Genomic DNA, 18061 nt, shown 5'->3' with positions numbered 1-18061 from the left:
GGCGATGCATCCCAATGATGATGACCGCACCCAGTTCATGCCGCGCCCGGGTGGCCGAGAACCTGCACCCGCGCGTGCCGAACCTGCGCCGCTGTCGATGCCGGCTGCGCCGATCCTCACCGGCAAGAGCCAGGGCCTCAACCCGCTCGAAAGTGCCGCCGGCCCGTTGCTGGCGTTGTTGACGCGGTTGCGCAACACCATTGCCCATCCCGCGCCGGCCAGCCTGCGTGCGCAGTTGCTGGCGTACCTGCGCCAGTTCGAAGAACGCGCCGAAGCCGCCGGTGTGGCACGCAATGAAGTGCTGTTGGCCCGTTACGCGCTGTGCACTGCCTTGGATGAAGCGGTGCTGAGCACGCCGTGGGGCAGCACCAGTGACTGGGGTAAGCAGAGCCTGCTGATCACCGTGCACAACGAAGCCTGGGGTGGTGAAAAGGTTTTCCAGTTGCTTGACCACTGTCTGCAAAGCCCACGGGAACGCCTGTACCTGCTGGAGCTGTTGTACCTGTGCATGTGCCTGGGTTTTGAAGGGCGTTACCGCGTGATGACCGACGGGCGCAGCCAGCTGGAAGCCTTGCGTGAACGCACCGCCGCAGCGATACGCAGCGCCCGTGGCGAGCACGAGCGTGAGCTGTCGCCGCACTGGCGCGGCGTGACCGTGGCCCGTGATCGCCTGGCGCAATTCATGCCGCCATGGATAGCCGTGGCGATTGGCTTGGCGCTGCTGTTGGCGTTGCTGTTCGGCCTGCGCATGAAGCTGGCCTCGGACGCCGAGCCGGTGTTCAAGAATATTCATGCCCTGGGCGAGATCCCGGTGCAGGCCATCGACCGTCCGGTGGCGCAGCCCAAAGTGATTGAGCGCCCGCGCCTGGCCGGGTTCCTGGCCGATGACATCAAGGCCGGCCGCGTGGCCGTGGAAGACAAGGTTGACCGCTCTGTGGTGACCATTCGTGGCGATGAGCTGTTCGCCTCGGCCAGCTCCAGCATCGTCGATGACTACCAACCGCTGATGCTGCGCATCGCTGACGCCATTCGCAAGGTCAAGGGCCAGGTGCGTGTCACCGGGCACAGCGACAACCGCCCGATTGCCACGTTGCGCTTCCCGTCCAACTGGGCATTGTCCGAAGCCCGGGCCAAGTCGGTGCTGGAAATTCTCGCGGCCAAGACCGGCCAGGCCGAGCGCTTCAGCGCCGAAGGCCGCAGCGACACCGAGCCGTTGGCCACCAACAGTACTGCCGAAGGCCGTGCCCGCAATCGTCGGGTTGAAATCACCGTATTGGCGGAGGGCGTCGAGTGAAGGCGTTTTTCAGTTTCATGATTCGCTGGGTGATCCCCGTGCTGGGCCTGATTGCCCTGAGCCTGATCATCTGGTTTGTTGGCCCGCTGCTGGACGTGCTGGTGCCCGAAGGGCGCCGTTGGGCGCTGATCGTGCTGGTGTTTGCGCTGTGGGTGGCCTACCGCGTGTTCCGCATCATCCAGGCCCGTCGCCAGGCCGCCGAAGTGATGCGCAGCCTGGCCGCAGAAACCCCGGTCGACCCCAACAGCGTTGCGACCGCCGAAGAGCTGTCCACGCTGCGCCAGCGCATGGACGAAGCCCTGGCACTGCTGAAAAAGGCCAAGCTGGGCGGCGATGAGCGCCGCAACCTCTACGAGTTGCCGTGGTATGTGATCATCGGTCCGCCGGGCTCGGGCAAGACTACCGCGCTGGTCAACTCCGGGCTGCATTTCCCGCTGGCGGCGCAATTGGGTGCCGGTGCGGTGCGGGGCGTGGGTGGTACGCGCAACTGCGACTGGTGGTTTACCGACCAGGCCGTATTGCTCGACACCGCTGGCCGCTATACCACCCAGGACAGCAACTCCACGGTGGACAAAGCCGCCTGGCTGGGCTTTCTCGACTTGCTGAAAAAGCAGCGTTCCCGCCGGCCGATCGACGGGGCGTTTATCGCCATCAGCCTCTCGGATCTGCTGCTGGGCACCGACGCCGAGCGCGCAGCCCATGCCGCCGCGATTCGCCTGCGCATCCAGGAGCTGTATACGCAGCTGGGCGTGCGTTTCCCCATCTACCTGATGCTCACCAAGCTCGACCTGGTGCCGGGCTTCATGGAGTTCTTCGACAACCTGAGCAAGGAAGAGCGCGCCCAGGTGTGGGGCATGACCTTTGCCCTGGACGACGGCAAAAACAGCGACAGCCCGCTGGCGCACCTGCAAAGCGAATTCGCGGGCCTGGAGCAGCGTCTCAACGAACGCCTGGTCGAGCGCTTGCAGCAGGAACGCGACCCGGCACGACGCGACCTGATCTACGGCTTCCCGCAGCAGTTCGGCGCGCTGAAAGATTGCCTGCAAAGCTTCCTCGAAGGCGTGTTCAAACCCAACGCCTTTGAAGAGCGCGTGTTGCTGCGTGGCGTGTACTTCACCAGCGGCACCCAGGAAGGCAGCCCGATTGACCGCCTGATCGGTGCCATGGCCCAGAGTATGAACCTGGACCGCCAGCACCTGGCGCGCCAGAGCGGCACCGGGCGCAGTTACTTCATCGAAAAACTTTTCACCGCCGTGGCCTTTGCCGAGCGCGGCCTGGTGGGGGTGAACCCGAAAGTCGAGCGGCGCCGCAAGTGGATCGCCCGTGGCGTACTGGCGGCCACCGTCGCGCTGGTGGTGGTGGTCAGCAGCCTGTGGTGGGTGAGCTATCGCGCCAACCAGGCATATATCGCCCAGGTCGATCAGAAGGTCGCGCCACTGGGCCAGACCGTACAGAACCTGAGCCCAGCACAACGGGAAGTGCTCGCCGTGCTGCCGTTGCTCAACGCGGTGAAGAACCTGGCGGGGGATTCACCGAGCTGGTCCGAAGGGCTGGGGCTGTACCAGGGCGATATGCTCGAAGCCGAGTCCGCCAGCGTGTACCGCAAACTCTTGATCGCCGTGTTCGCCCCACGCCTGGTGACGCGTATCGAAGAGCAACTGCACGGCGGCGGCAACTCGGACTTTCTCTATGAGGGCCTCAAGGCTTACCTGATGCTCGCCGACACCGAGCATTACGACCCGGACTTCATCAAGGCCTGGATCGCCTTGGACTGGGACCGCAACCTGCCCCGCGACCTGCCGGCCGACCAGCGTCAGGCCCTGGCCGGGCACTTGCAAGCGCTGTTCGAACGCCATCCGCCGAGCGCGCGCCTGGACCCACGCCTGATCGACGACCTGCGTCGCCAATTGCAGCAATTGCCGGTAGCCCAGCGCGTGTACGACCGCGTCAAGCGCCAGAAACTGCCCGAAGGTATCCCGGACTTTCGTCTCAATGAGGCCGCCGGTCGCGATGCCGCACTGGTGTTCAGCCGCAAGAGCGGCAAGCCGTTGGGCGAGCCGTTGAGTGGTTTCTTTACTGCCAAGGGCTATCGCCAGGCGTTTTTGCTCAGCAGCCTGAACCAGACCGGCACCCTAGCCGAAGAGCAATGGGTGCTGGGCCATGAGCAGGCCGACCAGCAGAACGTGGTGAGCCTGGCCGCCGACGTGCGCCGTTTGTACTTCCAGGATTACCAGCGCCAGTGGGACGCGTTGCTCGCCGACATCGACTTTGTGCCGATCACCAGCGTGGCACAGGCCGCCGATGTGCTGCGGGTGATTTCCGGTCCCACCTCGCCGCTGAAAAAACTGTTGGTGGCGGTCGCCAGGGAAACCGACCTGCAAGCCGAAGAACGCCAACTGGCCGCCAAAGGCGTGCCGGTGGAAGGCGGCGTGGACAAGCTCAAGGAGCGCCTCGGCAGTTTGCTGGGTGAGGCACAACCGACGGCGAATGCCCCGGCACCGGCGGATGATCCGGTGACCGCGCACTTTGCCGAACTCAACAGCATCGTCAGCAAAAACGAAGGCGAACCGGCGGCCATCGACGGCCTGCTGTCGGACATGAATGCGCTGTATGTGCAGGTCAGCGCCATGGTCGGTGCCAGCGGCGATGCCTTGCTCGGCGAGGCCAAGAACCAGGCGGCGGCTGCGGCCACGCGGGTCAGCCTGAACGCCGAGCGCCAGCCGCCGCTGGTGCAGGGCATGGTCAAGTCGGTGGTCAATTCCACCACCAACAGCATGATGGGCGGGGTGCGTAACCAACTGAACGCGGCCTGGGTCAGTGAAGTGGTCAACGTGTATCGCCAGTCGTTGGCCGGGCGTTACCCGATGTCGCCGGGCAGTGCGCGGGACGCCACCCTGGATGACTTCGGCCAGTTTTTCGGTGTGGGCGGGGTGATGGACAACTACTTCCGCAAATACCTGCAGCCCTATGTGGACACGTCGGCACAGACCTGGCGCTGGCAACCGGGGGCGGCGCAGAAGCTGGGGATTGCTCCTGGCGTTCTGCAAACCTTCCAGCGTGCGGCGACGATTCGGGACGCGTTCTTCCGCTCCGGTGGCACCCAACCCATCGTGCGTTTCGAACTCAAGCCGGTGTCGATGGACCCTACCATCACCCAGTTCCTGCTTGACCTGGACGGCCAGCAGTTGAGCTACGACCACGGCCCGAGCCGCCCGGTAGCGATGCAATGGCCGAACCCCGGCAGCATTGGCGTGGTGCGTATTTCTATCATGCCGCCGTCGGCCAGTGGTCGCTCCGGTATCACCCTGGACGGCCCGTGGGCCTGGTTCCGTCTGCTGGAGCAATCAGACCTCACGGCGGGCAACTCGCCGGACCGTTTCAACCTGCGCCTGCGGGTCGATGGCGCGAGCATCGCCTACGAGTTGCGCGCCAACAGTGCGTTCAACCCGTTCAAGAGCCGCGTGCTCAGCGGCTTCAGCCTGCCGGAGCGGCTATGATGGCCCTGGGTTTCTACGGCAAGTTGGCCAGCCGCGGGGACTTCGTCAGCCGCGCCTTGCCCCAGAGCTTTATAGGCCCGTGGGACAGCTGGCTGGCAGCGGGTTTGCTCGCCAGCCAGAACAGCCTCGGCGCTGACTGGCTGAATGCGTACCTGGTCAGCCCGTTGTGGCGCTTTGTGCTGGCGCCGGGCGTGTGCGGGCCGGATGCGGCGGCGGGCGTGGTGATGCCGAGCATTGACCGGGTCGGGCGTTACTTTCCGCTGGCGGTGGTGACCTTGCTGGATCACGACACCAACCCGGCGTCGCTGGTGGGCGGTTCTGACGCCTGGTTCGAGCAGGCTGAAACCTTGTTGCTCAGCACCCTCGACAGCGGCGCGACCTTCGAAAGCTTCAACGCCGGGCTCGACGAGTTGGGCGTGCCGGCCAGCGAGCCGCGGGCGGTGGACAGCCGTTTCGCCGGCCTGCAAAGGGTGGCAGCCACCGTGCCGCACCAGCGTATGACCGCACTGGCCGAACAGGCGTGCGAGGGCGCAAGCCTGTGGTGGGGGCGAGGTTCGCAGCGTATCTCCCCCGGTTTATTACGGTGCCAGGGCCTGCCTGCCGCCAGCGATTTTGCGCAGTTTTTGCTCGGACAAGAAGGTGTGGTGTAGATGGGCGTGACGTACGAATCCGCGAGCAAAAGCCATGTGGGCATGGTTCGCCAAGTCAACGAAGATGCCTTTCTGGACCTGCCGGAAAACCGCTTGTGGGTGGTGGCCGATGGTATGGGCGGGCACGCGGCGGGGGACTATGTCAGCAGCTTGATCGTCGACAGCCTGCGCCATGTGCCGCTGGGCCGCTCCCTGGACGAATACTCGGCGGCGCTGCGCAATGACCTGCTGCGCATCAACGCGGCCGTGCGCGAAGAAACCGCCAACCGTGGCGTGACCATGATGGGCAGCACCGTGGTGGTGTTCGCCGCGCGCGGCTTGCGCGGGGTGTGCCTGTGGGCCGGCGACAGTCGCCTGTACCGCTTGCGCGACGGCGTGCTGGAAAGCATTTCCCGCGACCACAGCTACGTGCAAGACCTGCAAGACAGCGGCCTGCTCAGCGAAGCCGACGCCCGCACCCACCCGCGCTCCAATATCGTCACCCGCGCCATTGGCGTTGAGGCCCAGTTGGACGTCGCCTCGGTGGACCTGTTGATCGCTCCCGGCGACAGTTATTTGCTGTGCAGTGATGGCCTCAACAAAACCGTCGAAGACCACGAAATCCGCGACGTGCTCAGCCATGACGCGCCGGATGAAATCGTGCGCAGCCTGGTGCACCTGGGCCTCAACCGAGGCGCACCGGACAACATCACCACCCTCGTCGTGAAGGTCTCGTCATGAACATCGTCATTCCGGGTTATGACATCGAGGGCGAGATTGGCGAAGGCGCCATGGCCAGCGTGTACCTGGCGACCCAGCGCTCGCTGGAGCGCAAGGTGGCGTTGAAGGTGATGGCGGCAGCGCTGGCGGCCGACCCGAGTTTCTGCGAACGCTTCCTGCGCGAGGGCAAGACGCTGGCGCGTTTGTCACACCCGCACACGGTGACCATCCATGACATCGGCAACGTCGGTGAGCTGTATTACATGGCCATGGAATACCTGCCCAATGGCACGCTCAAGGAGCGCATTGCTGCTGGGCTGACCCCGGAGCAGGGCGTGACGCTCATCCGCCAGATTGCCTCGGCCCTGGGCTATGCCCATGCCCAAGGGCTGGTGCACCGCGACGTCAAGCCGGCGAACATTCTGTTCCGGGCCGATGGCACGGCGGTGTTGTCGGACTTCGGGATTGCCAAGTCGCTGGACGATCGCACCCAATTCACCCAGGCCGGGTTTGCCGTGGGCACGCCGAGCTACATGAGCCCCGAGCAGGCGCGGGGTCAGGAGATCGATGGCCGCGCCGACCTCTACGCGCTGGGCGTGGTGCTGTATGAAATCCTCGTCGGCAAGCTGCCTTACAACGGCACCGATGCGCTTTCCACCGCTCTGGCGCATTTGACTGAACCCTTGCCGGAATTGCCGGTGCATCACGGGCGCTACCAGGGTGTGCTGCGCAAATTGTTGGCCAAGGACCCGGCGGAGCGTTATCCGGATGCGGCAGCGCTGTTGTTGGCGCTGGATCAACTGCCGGCTGATGAATCGGATGCCACGCTGGTGCGGCCGCTGCCGATTCCATTGAGCTTTGATCTGGCGGGCATGACCCCTGTCACCATCGACATTCCGACGGATAAACCGCAGCCGCAGCCAATAGTGCGTCAACCGGTGGTCACGCCGACGCAGCACAATGCTCCGTCCGAGCAGCGCCGTGGGCCGGTATTGGCCTTGGCCGCTGTGGCGGTCGCCGTCGCGTTGGCCATTGGCGGCGCCAGCTACTGGTGGTTGAACGGCGGCGATGAACCGGCCAAGCCGCCAGCCGCCGTGGTGCCCAAGGTGACGCCGCCCGTGGCTGTCGCTGAAGTGGATGGCGGTCAGCGCCCGTTGCTGATGGCAGGCAAGAAAACCTTGTTCCAGCGTGTACTCAGCAAACCCGGCGCCCAGCTTTCAGCGGACGCTGGGAGCCCGCCGGGTAAAGCGCTGCCGGCGTTTTCCGTGCTCTACGTGTATCAGCGCAAAGAAGTCGATGGCAGCCCGTGGGTGCGCGTCGGCGCCGCTACCGATGGTCGCAGCGACGGTTGGCTGCCGGCCTCCCAGGTCAGCGACTGGAAACAAAGCCTGGTGCTCAAGTTCACCGAGCGCTCAGGCCGGGCTCCCGTGATGTTCCTGCGCCAGCCCGGTGAGGTGGAAAAACTGCTGGCCGACCCCGCCGCAGCGAAAAGCGCCTTGGCCAAAGCGCAGAACAACCGAGAAGACAACCAGCAAGTCCTGGCCCTGGAACCCACCGCCAGCGCGGTGCCGCAGAACCAGTTCTACCTGTTGCCGATCTTCGAATCCAAGGAGAGCTTCGACGACAACGGCCAGCCGGTGCAGTTGCTCAACGTGGCCTCCATCGACCCAGGCAGCCGCGCCGCTGCCAGACCGGCCAGCCCGACGCTCAGCGCCAATGCCGACGCGTTCCGCACGGCGGTGGTGCTGGTGGTGGACACCACCGTGTCGATGCAGCCCTACATCGACCAGATTCGCGACGTGGTGCACGAGCTACAAACCCGCATTGCCGAGCGTGGCGAGTTGGACAGCGTCAGCTTCGGCATGGTCGGCTTTCGCAGCAGCATTCAGAAAACCCCGGGCCTTGAGTATGTCGCCAAGACCCTGATCAGCCTCGACCAAGGCCGCGACCCGCAGCGCTTCCTGGATATGGCGCGCCAGGTCAAAGCGTCGACGGTGTCCAGCCACTCGTTCAACGAAGATGCGTTTGCCGGGGTGATGCAGGCAGTGGACGGCATGGATTGGTCCGGCTACGGCGGGCGAATCATCCTGCTGGTTTCCGATGCCGGCGCGCTGCGCAAGAACGACCCGTTCGCCGCCACCCAGATGAACGAAGCGGAAGTGCGCCAGGCGGCGCTGGGCAAGCAGATCAAGATCTACGCGCTGCACCTGCGCACCGATGCCGGCAAGAAAACCCATGCCGGCGCCGAGAGCCAGTATCGCGTCCTCACCGCCGACGCCAACCCGCAGATCGGCGACCTGTACACGCCGGTGCCAGGGGGCGATGTGCGCAAGCTGGGTGAGCGCGTCGATGAGATCGGCACGGTGTTCGCCAACCTGGTGCATCAGGTGCGCAGCAACACGCCGCAGCCCGTGCCGTTGCTCAGTGCCGCGCCGAGCCTGGCGGACAAGTCCGCCGCCGTCGGCCATGCCATGCACATGGACTTTCTCGGGCGCAAGACCGCGAGCCAGGCACCGCAATTGGTCAGCGCCTGGACCGCTGATCGTGACCTAACCAACCCGGCGCTGCCAGCGTTCCAGGTGTGCGTGATGTTGACCAAGCTGCAACTCAACGACCTGCAACAATCGTTGAAGTTGATCGTGGATGCAGCGCGCAAAACACAAAGCTCGCCCAAGGATTTCTTCCAGGAGATCGCCAGCGCCTCGGCCTATATGAGCCGCGACCCGCAGGCCCTGCGCAAGGGCGGCAACCTGGCTGACGGCGGCCTGCTCGGTGAATACCTGGAGGGCCTACCGTACCGCAGCAAGTCGCTGAACATGACCCAGGACCTGTGGTTGTCATTGAGCGTGGCCGAGCAGGAAGACTTTATCGACGAGCTGGATTCGAAAATCCGCCTGTATGAAACCTTCCATAACGACGTGGCCAACTGGGTCCGTTTCGGCGATGCCGAACCGGGCGATGCGTTGTATCGCGTGCCGCTGTCGACGCTGCCGTAATGTTGAACCTGAGCGCGGTGCACAAGAGCCGGGGCGTCGGTAGCCAGCGCTACAGCCTGGCGATCCCTGCGTTGCAGCTGGGCGCGGGTGAACAACTGGCAATTGTCGGCCCCAGTGGTTGCGGCAAGAGCACCTTGCTCGACCTGCTGGCGCTGGTGTTGGCGCCGGATCAGGTGGGGCAGTTTGCATTCAACCAACACGACGTCGGCGCGCTGTGGCGTGCCGACCGGCAATCGGCGCTGGCCGCGTTACGCAGCCAGCACTTGGGCTATGTGCCGCAGACCGGGGGGTTGCTGGGGTTTCTGGACGTGCGCGGCAATATCGCGCTGTCGCGCCAACTGCTGGGCTTGCAGGACGACGGCCGCGTGGCGCGCCTGGCTGAGCAGTTGCAGATCAGCGATCAGTTGGCCAAGCGCCCGGCGGCGTTGTCGGTGGGCCAACGCCAGCGGGTCAGCTGTGCGCGGGCTCTGGCCCATGGGCCGCAACTGGTGCTGGCTGATGAGCCGACGGCGTCCCTGGACCCGCTCAACGCCGAGCGCGTGATGCAGGCGCTGCTGGCCCAGGCCCGCGAACACCGTACGGCCTGTGTGATCGCCACCCATGACGAACCGCTGGCCCGCGCCAGTGGCTTGCAGGTGCGGCGTATCAGTTGCCAGCGCGACCCAGACGGCGGCGTCACCGCAACCCTCGGGGAGGCGTGCTGATGCGCATCGGCCTGGTTGCTTCGCTTGCGTGGCAGGACTACCGCAACGATGGGTGGCTGTCGGCCTGTTCGGTGTTGGCATTGGTGGCGGTTATCGCACCATTGCTGGTGTTATTCGGGCTGAAATTTGGACTGGTTAGCAGTTTGACCGAACGCTTGGAGACCGACCCCGCCAGCCGTGAAATCATCCCGTTGGGCGGTGGTCGATTCAGCGCGGCGTTTATCGCGCAGCTGGGTGAGCGCAGCGATGTCGCGTTTGCTGTGCCGCGCACACGGCAGATTGCGGCCACGGCGCAGGTGGGCACCTTGACCCTGGAAATGCTGCCGACTGCCGCAGGCGACCCGTTGTTGGCAGGCTTGCCGATGCCCCACGGCCTGGACCAGATCGTGCTCAGCCATACCGCCGCCGAAAAGCTCGCGGCAAGGCCCGGTGATTGGCTGGAAACCAGCTTTGCGCGGCAAGTGGCGGGGCGCGTCGAGGCCCAGCGCACGCGGTTGCAGGTGCTGGCGGTGTTGCCGCTGGAGGCCTTCGCTCGCGAGGGCCTGTTTGCCGATCTGGCGTTGCTGGAGGCAGCGGAAGATTACCGCGATGGCCGTGCGGTGCCGGCGTTGGGTTGGGCCGGTGAAGCGGCGAGCGTGAGTGAACAGCGCATCTACCCGGCGTTTCGCCTGTATGCGCGCAGCCTCAGTGATGTGGAACCGTTGCGGGTGTATTTCGCCGAGCAGAACCTGTTGGTTTCAACCCAGGCGCACACCATCGCTCAAGTGCAATCGTTGAGCCGCAACCTGTCGATTGTGTTCTGGATCATCGCCGGGTTGGCGTTGGCCGGGGCGTTTGCGGCGATTTTCGCGGGGACCCTGGCGGCGGTGGCGCGTAAGCACCGTGAACTCTCGGTGTTGCGCCTGCTGGGGTTTTCCACCGCCGCATTGTTGCTGTTTGTGCTGCTGCAAGCGCTATACAGCGCGGGTTTTGCCGCTGTGCTCAGCGTTGGGCTGTATGGCCTGGCTGAGGCGGCGTTGAACAAGCTTTTTGTGCAGGTGCCAGGCGAGTACGCCAGCCATCTGTTGGCGCGCCATTACGGCCTGGCCCTAGTGGCGGTGCTCGGCGTCAGTGCCGTGGCGGCCGCCTGTGGTGGTTGGCGGGTGGCCCGTATCCAGGCTTCTGAAGGAATCAGAGATGTATAAATTACTGGGCGCCTGCGTGGCGCTGAGCCTGGCCTCGCTGGCCTGGGCTGATGAAGCAAGTGACAAGCTCGACAACCCCAAGCCGTTGCCGGACGACGTGAGCCTGCCGCTGCCCTGCGAAGGCAACATGGTATTCCGCTACGCCTACATTCTGGCCCAGGGCACCCTGGATGACCGTGAAATCAACCTGGGCTACCCCTTTGCCGAAGGCGAGGCGGGTTATCAGCAGTCGTTTATTTCCGGTTACCGCCGCGACTTCATCAACGGCCAGTTCACCCTCAAGGACTTGCCCAAGGACTGGAGCAAGGTCATCGCGCCGCAGATGCCGAAGACCGACGCCAAGACCCCGCTCAAGCCCATGCTGTACTTCATTGGCAAATACGAAGTGACTGCTCGCCAATACGCCCAGGTGATGGCCCAGGCGCAGTCCCTGGCCAGCGGCGAACCGGCGCCGGCGTGTGAGGCGCCCACCGGTATGGCCGGACGTTTGCCCAAGGTGAAACTGTCGCGCTTTGAAGCCGAGCGTTTTTCGGCGGTGTACAGCGCCTGGCTGATGAAATACCACCGCGAACTGCTGCCGGTGAGCGGGCGCGGTGCGTCGGCCGAAGACGGTGGCCTGGGTTTTGTGCGCCTGCCCACCGAAGTGGAGTGGGAGTACGCCGCACGCGGCGGCCAGGCGGTGAGCCGCCAGGACCTGGAAGGCCGGCTGTATCCACGGCGCGCCGAGGGCAGTGAAAGCGATGGCCCGCTGGCCGATTACGCGGTGTTCAACCAAGTGGCTGGCGGCACCGGCCAGGCGGCGCGGTTGATGCCCATCGGCACCAAATTGCCTAACCCCATCGGCATGTTCGACGTGATCGGCAACGCCGCGGAAATGGTCCAGGAATCCTTCCAACTGGTACACGCTGGCCGCCGCCAGGGCACCTACGGCGGCTTTGTGGTCAAGGGCGGCAACTACCTGGAAGGCGAGGGCACGTTGTTCACCGGCATGCGCCGCGAATACCCGCTGTTTGCCGCTGATGGCACCGAGCAAAGCAACGAGACCACTGGTTTTCGCGTGGCGATTGGCGCGTTGTCGGCGCCGCGCTCGCGCTACAAGGAGCTGTTCGCCCAGTGGCAGAAGGAAGGCCGCCTGGCCGCGCTGACCGATGCCATCGACGACGCCCAGGACCCGACCAAACGCCTGGACAGCATCATCGCCGCCAGTGTCGATCCCAAGCTGCAAGCCGAACTGGGCCTGGTCAACGAAGAGCTCAAGCGCAACGTGTCGCTGATCGCCCAGCAACGCGAAGAAGCGGCGGGCAATTTGATCCAGTCGGCGGCGTTGGTGGCCGAGACCATCAGCAACTACAACATCCGCCTGGCCAACCTGCAGAAGAGTCGCCAGCAGGCGGTGGACAGCAAGGACGAGGCCAGCACGCAGCTGTTCGACATGGCCATCACCAATGGACGCAGCGCGTTGGACGGCGCGGTGGCGATTTACATCGACAACCTGGCCACCGGCACGCGCTACACCGATGCGGTGATCCAGGCGCAGTTTCAACGGATCAAGGAAGAGTTGGATCGCAAGCCAGTGCTCGGCAAGAGCCTGGTGACGCGCGCGACACTGTTCGTTCGCCATGTTGGCAACTACCGCAAGCAACAGCGGGCCGACCCGGCAACGATCTTGAAGGAATTGCTCGCAGCGAGCGGTCAGCGGTCTTGATCGTTGGCTGTCTAGCGAGCTTGGAAGGGACTCAGGCGGCGGTGGGCCGTGCTGGGCAAGTCAAACTTAACAGAGATCACATCTATGCTTTTTTCCCGTAAGGCGGTTTCCAAGCGTCACCTGCTGCTGATCGTAGCTGGTTTCAGCACCGTGTTGACTGGTTGCGCTACGTCGCCTGCGTCCAAGGTGGCGTCGAGCACCAAGGTCGAGTACTACCCCAACTGCTACGAGCCGGTGCAGCACCTGCGCGCCACCGATTCGGACATGACCAAGTCGGTCGTCACCGGTGCCGCGATCGGCGCGGCCGGCGGTGCCCTGCTGGGCGCGCTGACCGGCGACAAGGACAGCCGTGGCCGCAATGCCGCGATCGGTGCCGCAGGCGGCGCCCTGGCTGGCGGTGCGGCGGGTTACTACACCGAGCGCCAGAAACAGATCACCGATGACAACCAGCGCATCGCGTCCTACTCCACCGACTTCAACAAAAGCGCCTCGGACATCGACCGCAGCACCGCCTATGCCAAGGCGTCGCAGCAGTGCTACCAGAGCGCATTCACCAAGCTGGTGGCTGATCGCAAGGCCAAGACCGTCAACGACACCGAAGGCCGCAAGCGCCTGGCGGAAATCGTCGCGGGCCTGAAGGAGTCCAATGACCTGATCGTGACGGTCAACGGCAAAGCCAGCGAAGACCTGAACAACTACACCCAGGCCTACGAGAAAGACCTGCAACAGGTCGGCGTACAGCGCAGCGATGTGGTGACCGTGGCCACCGCCGATACCACGCCAGTGGTCGCTCCGGCCAAGGGCAAGAAAGCCGTCAAGCCAGCCAAGAAGCCGGTTCTGCCGACAGTGCCGAAAGAAGCGGTCACCACCGAACGTAGCATCCAGACCGTGCAGGCCAAGCAAGCTGAAAGCAAGCAGGTCGCCAGTGCGGGCAAGACCCAGATCGAAGCAACCTGCCGCAATCCAAACCTGGCCGACTGGGCGCCAGTGCCTTGCCCTAACGTTTAAGTACTTGTTGCTATAAGCGTTAAACGCCAACCGATCTGCGCCTAAAGCGCGAGATCGGTGGCGTTCCTTTTGCAAATCGTTACACTGCTGCGGCCACTCCAATAAATACACCGAGGCCGTGTGCATGAAATTTCGTCTTCTCCTGTGGGTGCTGGGCCTGATGATGGGCAAAGCCAGCCGCACCAACCCCGCCTTCCAGCAGCAACTGGGTGACAAAGACCTGGCCTTCCAGCTGCAGACCCTCGACGGCAAGGTTGCCCGTCACTTCATCGTCAAAGACCAGCGCATCACCAGCCGCTCAGGTGTCCACCCGGCGCCGGCCTTCGCGATTGCCTTCAAGGATGCCGCCTACGGCTTCGCCACGATGCAGGCGAAGAACAAGCAACTGGCGTTCATGACGGGGATTCAGGACAAGTCGATCCAGATCAAGGGCAACCCGGCACTGGTGATCTGGTTCCAGGGTCTGACCAAGTATTTGAAGCCGAAGAAAAAGAAGTAGGTGGTCAGGTAGACCGAGTTGGATTCATCGCAGGCAAGCCAGCTCCCACAGTGACCGCGTTCCAACTTGGAAATACGGTCAACTGTGGGAGCTGGCTTGCCTGCGATAGCGGTTTAACAGGCGGTGGGCTTACCCCTGGCTGAACTGCGAAGCCAATTCGCGCAACAGCACTTCGGCATCCAGCACTTTACCCACCACGTCCTCGGCCTTCTCGCGGCTCAGGCCCAGGCGCTCAAGCAACGCGTCGGGAATGGATTCATCCGGCCCGGAGCCAATCCCCCGGCTGCGCAACAGGCGCACCGCCAGGCACACCAGGTTCGGATACTCGGCGTATTGCCCGTCATACGTGGGATCGTGCTGGAAGCGCAGGGCGGTGCACAGTTCGTCCGGCATGTCCCAGTAGCGCATCAGCCAGGCGCCGATCTGTTCGCGGCTGATGCCCAGCAAATGTTGCTCGACGTAGCTGTGGCACAGGTGCGGGTTGACCTCCAGGTGGCGGCAGATCAGCGAGAAGTGCGGCGGAAACACGTGGGCCAGCAGCAGGTAGCCGAAGTTGTGCAGCAAACCTGCCAGGTAGGTCAGGCCGGCTTCCGGGCGTTGGGCGCGGGGCATGGCGCGGGTCAGGCCCTCGATCACGGCGGCGGTGTAGATCGACTGGTGCCAGTACGGCGTGGGCAGGTGCGGGCGGTCCTTGGGCAGGCTCAGGGTTTTGCCCAGGGCCAGGCCCAGCGCCAGGTTGATCACAAGATCAAAGCCCAGCACGCGCACGATGGCGTCTTCGACTGAGCGGATCTTGCCCGGCGAGGCGTAGTAGGGCGACGCGGCCCAGCTTACGACCTGGGCGGCAAGGGCCGGGTCGGTTTCCACCACGCCAGTAATGTCGTCGATGGTGGCGTTGGGATCCACGCGCAGCTTGATGATCTTCTGCGCCGTGTCGGCCAGCGGCGGAATTTCGATGGTCGCTTCCAGGCGTTGCTGGATACGGCGAGCGGTGAAGGCTTGCATCGCCTGGGTGATTTCCTCGCGGTCATCATTGGGGCGGTCGAGGTTCGGACGGATGTTGCTCAAGGGCTCACCGAACTGTGCGGCGCTGGCCTTGGTGAGCAGGCTCTTGAAGGCGTCGGTGGGGATTTCCAGCAACAGCCCGGCTTCGCCCGAATGCACCAGCAGGCTCGGCTCATTGAGCAAGCGGCCTTCGTACAGGCACGGCGAACTGGTCAGTGGCGGCAAGCCCGGCAGCAGGCTCAGGTCATGCTTGCCCAGCATGCGCTCGACCCGCTCGGGGGCGACAGCCGTGAGGCGGCGACCGGTGAGTTCGGCGAGGCGGTTGAGGTCCAGCAATTGGCTTTGGGGAAACAGCACCATGAGCGCGCCAACCGCATCTTCAAGCAACACCGCCTGGACCTTTCGGGCAGGGTTCAGGCCAGGCTGTTCGATGACTTCCGTGTAGGGGATGGCGAGCTTTGCGAGCAGCGCCCGAATGACCGGCGGGGCGGTCAGTGGGGCTGTGGCGAGGGCAACTTCTGACATGGCCTGATCCAATTTCTTACATTCATTGGAGTATAACCAGCTTGATACGGGTGTTGGTCGGATAAGTGGCGTTTGTGATGAGGTTGGCGGTGTGCTGATTACCCTGTAGGAGCGAGCTTGCTCGCGAAGACCTTCCTGGCGGCGCCATCATCCAGAGCGTCCGCGTCATCGTTGGCGTTTTTCGCGAGCAAGCTCGCTCCTACAGGGAAGAGGTCAAACCTGGCCGTATTGCTGGCCGTGGCGCAGCCAGCGGTTGAGCAAGGGGCTGACGTGATCGGGCCAACGCTCGAGCAATGCTTGCGCAGCATCGCGCACGGCGGGCAGCAGGTCGGCATCGCGCATCAGGTCGGCGACCTTGAATTGCAGCAGGCCGGTCTGGCGCGTGCCGAGCATTTCACCGGGGCCGCGCAGTTCGAGGTCTTTTTCGGCAATGACAAAACCGTCGTTGGTTTCGCGCATGATGCCCAAGCGCTGGCGACCGATCTGCGACAGTGGCGGATGATAGAGCAGCACGCAGTGGCTGGCGGCACTGCCCCGGCCAACCCGCCCGCGCAATTGGTGCAGTTGCGCCAGGCCCAGGCGTTCGGGGTTTTCGATGATCATCAGACTGGCGTTGGGGACGTCCACGCCCACTTCAATCACGGTGGTAGCCACCAGTAATTGCAGGTTGCCGGCCTTGAACTCGGCCATTACCGCGGCTTTTTCCGCCGGTTTCATACGGCCATGGATCAACCCCACCTTGAGCTCACCCAAGGCACTGGTGAGGTCTTCATAAGTGGTTTCGGCGGCCTGGCAGGTCAGTTCTTCGGACTCTTCGATCAGGGTGCATACCCAGTACGCCTGGCGGCCTTCGGCGCAGGCACCGCGCACGCGCTCGATCACTTCGACGCGCCGGGTGTCGGTGACCAGCACGGTGTTGACCGGCGTACGCCCCGGCGGCAGCTCGTCGAGGATCGAGGTGTCGAGGTCGGCGTAGGCGCTCATGGCCAGGGTGCGTGGGATCGGCGTGGCGGTCATGATCAACTGGTGCGGGTTCATGCGCCCGCCCACGCCTTTCTGGCGCAGGGCCAGGCGCTGTTGCACGCCAAATCGGTGCTGTTCGTCGATGATCACTAGCGCAAGGTTCTTGAACTGCACTTCGTCCTGGAACAGCGCATGGGTGCCCACCACCATCGGTGCGCCGGCGGCGATCTGCTCCAGGGCGGCCACGCGGTTCTTGCCTTTGAGCTTGCCAGCCAGCCACGCCACCTCCAGGCCCAGCGGTTCGAGCCAGCGCTTGAAGGTGATGAAGTGTTGTTCGGCGAGAATTTCCGTCGGTGCCATCAGCGCCACTTGATAGCCAGCTTCCAGGGCTTGCAGGGCGGCCAGGGCAGCGACCACGGTTTTGCCTGCCCCTACGTCACCCTGGATCAACCGCAGCATCGGTTCTTGCTGGCTGAGGTCGTAGGCGATTTCATTGCCCACGCGCTGTTGCGCGCCGGTGGGCGCAAAGCCGAGGTTGGCCAGGTATTGCGCAGGCAGCCGCGTGGCTCTGGGCATCGCCGGGGCGCGCAGGGAACGCATGCTTTCGCGCAGGCGTTGCTGGGACAGCTGGTGCGTGAGCAGTTCTTCAAAGGCCAGGCGATGTTGGGCCCAATGATGACCGAGGGCGAGTTCGTCCACATCGGCATCGGCGGGCGGGTGATGCAAATACCGAATCGCATCGGCCAGGGGCGCCAACTGATAATCGCGGGCCAGCTCCAGGGGCAGCCAATCGGGCAGACTTTGCGGGCCAAGCATCGTCAGGGTTTGCATGCACAACTGGCGCAGGCGTTGCTGGGTCAGGCCCTCGGTCAGCGGGTAGATCGGCGTGAGCGTGGTGTCCACCGGTGGCGGCTCGTCGCCGGTAATGGCGCGGTATTCCGGGTGGTAGATTTCCAGGCCCGATGCGCCAGGGCGTGCCTCGCCGTAGCAGCGCACGCGGGTGCCACGCTTGAGGCCTTCCTTCTGCGCGTTGCTGAAGTGGTAGAAGCGCAGGCTCAAGCCGCCGGTACCGTCCTGCAGGCGCACCACCAGGCTGCGGCGCTTGCCCATCACCACGTCGGCGCCACTGACGGTGCCTTCGATCACCGCGTCTTGCCCAGGGCGCAAATGGCCGATGGGCACCACGCGGGTGCGGTCCTGGTAGCGCAGGGGCAGGTGGAACAGCACGTCCTGAAGGTTCTCCAGGCCGACCTTGGCCAGTTTCTCGGCCATGGCCTCACCGACACCCTTGAGTGCCGTCACCGACACCTGCGACAGCTCAGTCATACCGTG

12 protein-coding genes are annotated in these 18061 nt (G+C 64.3%); 10 read left to right on the top strand and 2 right to left on the bottom strand.

The window, feature by feature from the left end; all coding sequences use genetic code 11:
• Positions 1-4: 4 nt before the first annotated feature.
• The 10 genes from HBO10_RS07985 (at position 5) to HBO10_RS07940 (ending at position 14236) form a co-directional block, all read left to right on the top strand.
• Complete coding sequence (locus tag HBO10_RS07985) at positions 5-1294, top strand: DotU family type VI secretion system protein (RefSeq protein ID WP_054896050.1); 1290 nt, start codon at positions 5-7, stop codon at positions 1292-1294.
• A complete protein-coding gene (tssM, locus tag HBO10_RS07980) occupies positions 1291-4791 on the top strand; it encodes a type VI secretion system membrane subunit TssM (RefSeq protein ID WP_034129106.1) in 3501 nt (1166 codons plus the stop codon). Before HBO10_RS07985 ends, tssM begins: the two co-directional genes overlap by 4 nt.
• Positions 4788-5441 carry a type VI secretion system-associated protein TagF gene (gene tagF / locus HBO10_RS07975; protein ID WP_034129105.1) on the top strand — a complete coding sequence of 218 codons (654 nt, stop codon included), beginning with the start codon at positions 4788-4790 and terminating at the stop codon, positions 5439-5441. Before tssM ends, tagF begins: the two co-directional genes overlap by 4 nt.
• Positions 5442-6161 (top strand): protein phosphatase 2C domain-containing protein, encoded by a 720-nt coding sequence (locus HBO10_RS07970; RefSeq protein WP_034129104.1) that lies wholly within the window; start codon positions 5442-5444, stop codon positions 6159-6161.
• On the top strand, positions 6158-9136 hold the full coding sequence (locus HBO10_RS07965; protein ID WP_169921961.1) for a serine/threonine-protein kinase: 2979 nt from the start codon (positions 6158-6160) through the stop codon (positions 9134-9136). The genes HBO10_RS07970 and HBO10_RS07965 overlap by 4 nt, the downstream gene beginning before the upstream one ends.
• The gene (locus tag HBO10_RS07960) at positions 9136-9840 is read left to right on the top strand and encodes an ABC transporter ATP-binding protein (protein ID WP_034129102.1); all 705 of its coding nucleotides are present in this window, start codon (positions 9136-9138) and stop codon (positions 9838-9840) included. Before HBO10_RS07965 ends, HBO10_RS07960 begins: the two co-directional genes overlap by 1 nt.
• Positions 9840-11024 (top strand): FtsX-like permease family protein, encoded by a 1185-nt coding sequence (locus HBO10_RS07955; RefSeq protein ID WP_034129101.1) that lies wholly within the window; start codon positions 9840-9842, stop codon positions 11022-11024. Before HBO10_RS07960 ends, HBO10_RS07955 begins: the two co-directional genes overlap by 1 nt.
• Complete coding sequence (locus tag HBO10_RS07950; RefSeq protein ID WP_034129100.1) at positions 11017-12729, top strand: SUMF1/EgtB/PvdO family nonheme iron enzyme; 1713 nt, start codon at positions 11017-11019, stop codon at positions 12727-12729. The genes HBO10_RS07955 and HBO10_RS07950 overlap by 8 nt, the downstream gene beginning before the upstream one ends.
• An 84-nt stretch (positions 12730-12813) precedes the next feature.
• Positions 12814-13737 carry a type VI secretion system-associated lipoprotein TagQ gene (gene tagQ, locus HBO10_RS07945; protein WP_034129099.1) on the top strand — a complete coding sequence of 308 codons (924 nt, stop codon included), beginning with the start codon at positions 12814-12816 and terminating at the stop codon, positions 13735-13737.
• A gap of 124 nt (positions 13738-13861) precedes the next feature.
• The gene (locus HBO10_RS07940) at positions 13862-14236 is read left to right on the top strand and encodes a hypothetical protein (protein WP_003195530.1); all 375 of its coding nucleotides are present in this window, start codon (positions 13862-13864) and stop codon (positions 14234-14236) included.
• 129 nt (positions 14237-14365) lie between these two features.
• Here HBO10_RS07940 and HBO10_RS07935 read toward each other — a convergent pair whose 3' ends face one another.
• Complete coding sequence (locus HBO10_RS07935; protein ID WP_034129098.1) at positions 14366-15766, bottom strand: aminoacyl-tRNA deacylase and HDOD domain-containing protein; 1401 nt, start codon at positions 15764-15766, stop codon at positions 14366-14368.
• A gap of 213 nt (positions 15767-15979) precedes the next feature.
• A complete protein-coding gene (recG, locus tag HBO10_RS07930; RefSeq protein ID WP_034129255.1) occupies positions 15980-18055 on the bottom strand; it encodes an ATP-dependent DNA helicase RecG in 2076 nt (691 codons plus the stop codon).
• Between the last annotated feature and the right edge of the window lie 6 nt (positions 18056-18061).

The sequence above is a fragment of the Pseudomonas sp. WS 5503 genome, assembly GCF_012985385.1.
Lineage (GTDB): Bacteria > Pseudomonadota > Gammaproteobacteria > Pseudomonadales > Pseudomonadaceae > Aquipseudomonas > Aquipseudomonas paracarnis.
The sequence above is the reverse complement of the archived record's forward strand: the minus strand, read 5'-3'. Positions and strand labels throughout refer to the sequence as shown.

Coding starts and splice junctions, on each gene's coding strand:
- HBO10_RS07970 (WP_034129104.1), top strand. CDS start 5,442: ATGGGCGTGACGTACGAATCCGCGAGCAAAAGCCATGTGGGCATGGTT.
- HBO10_RS07965 (WP_169921961.1), top strand. CDS start 6,158: ATGAACATCGTCATTCCGGGTTATGACATCGAGGGCGAGATTGGCGAA.
- HBO10_RS07985 (WP_054896050.1), top strand. CDS start 5: ATGCATCCCAATGATGATGACCGCACCCAGTTCATGCCGCGCCCGGGT.
- HBO10_RS07950 (WP_034129100.1), top strand. CDS start 11,017: ATGTATAAATTACTGGGCGCCTGCGTGGCGCTGAGCCTGGCCTCGCTG.
- tagQ (WP_034129099.1), top strand. CDS start 12,814: ATGCTTTTTTCCCGTAAGGCGGTTTCCAAGCGTCACCTGCTGCTGATC.
- HBO10_RS07955 (WP_034129101.1), top strand. CDS start 9,840: ATGCGCATCGGCCTGGTTGCTTCGCTTGCGTGGCAGGACTACCGCAAC.
- HBO10_RS07940 (WP_003195530.1), top strand. CDS start 13,862: ATGAAATTTCGTCTTCTCCTGTGGGTGCTGGGCCTGATGATGGGCAAA.
- HBO10_RS07935 (WP_034129098.1), bottom strand. CDS start 15,766: ATGTCAGAAGTTGCCCTCGCCACAGCCCCACTGACCGCCCCGCCGGTC.
- tagF (WP_034129105.1), top strand. CDS start 4,788: ATGATGGCCCTGGGTTTCTACGGCAAGTTGGCCAGCCGCGGGGACTTC.
- HBO10_RS07960 (WP_034129102.1), top strand. CDS start 9,136: ATGTTGAACCTGAGCGCGGTGCACAAGAGCCGGGGCGTCGGTAGCCAG.
- recG (WP_034129255.1), bottom strand. CDS start 18,055: ATGACTGAGCTGTCGCAGGTGTCGGTGACGGCACTCAAGGGTGTCGGT.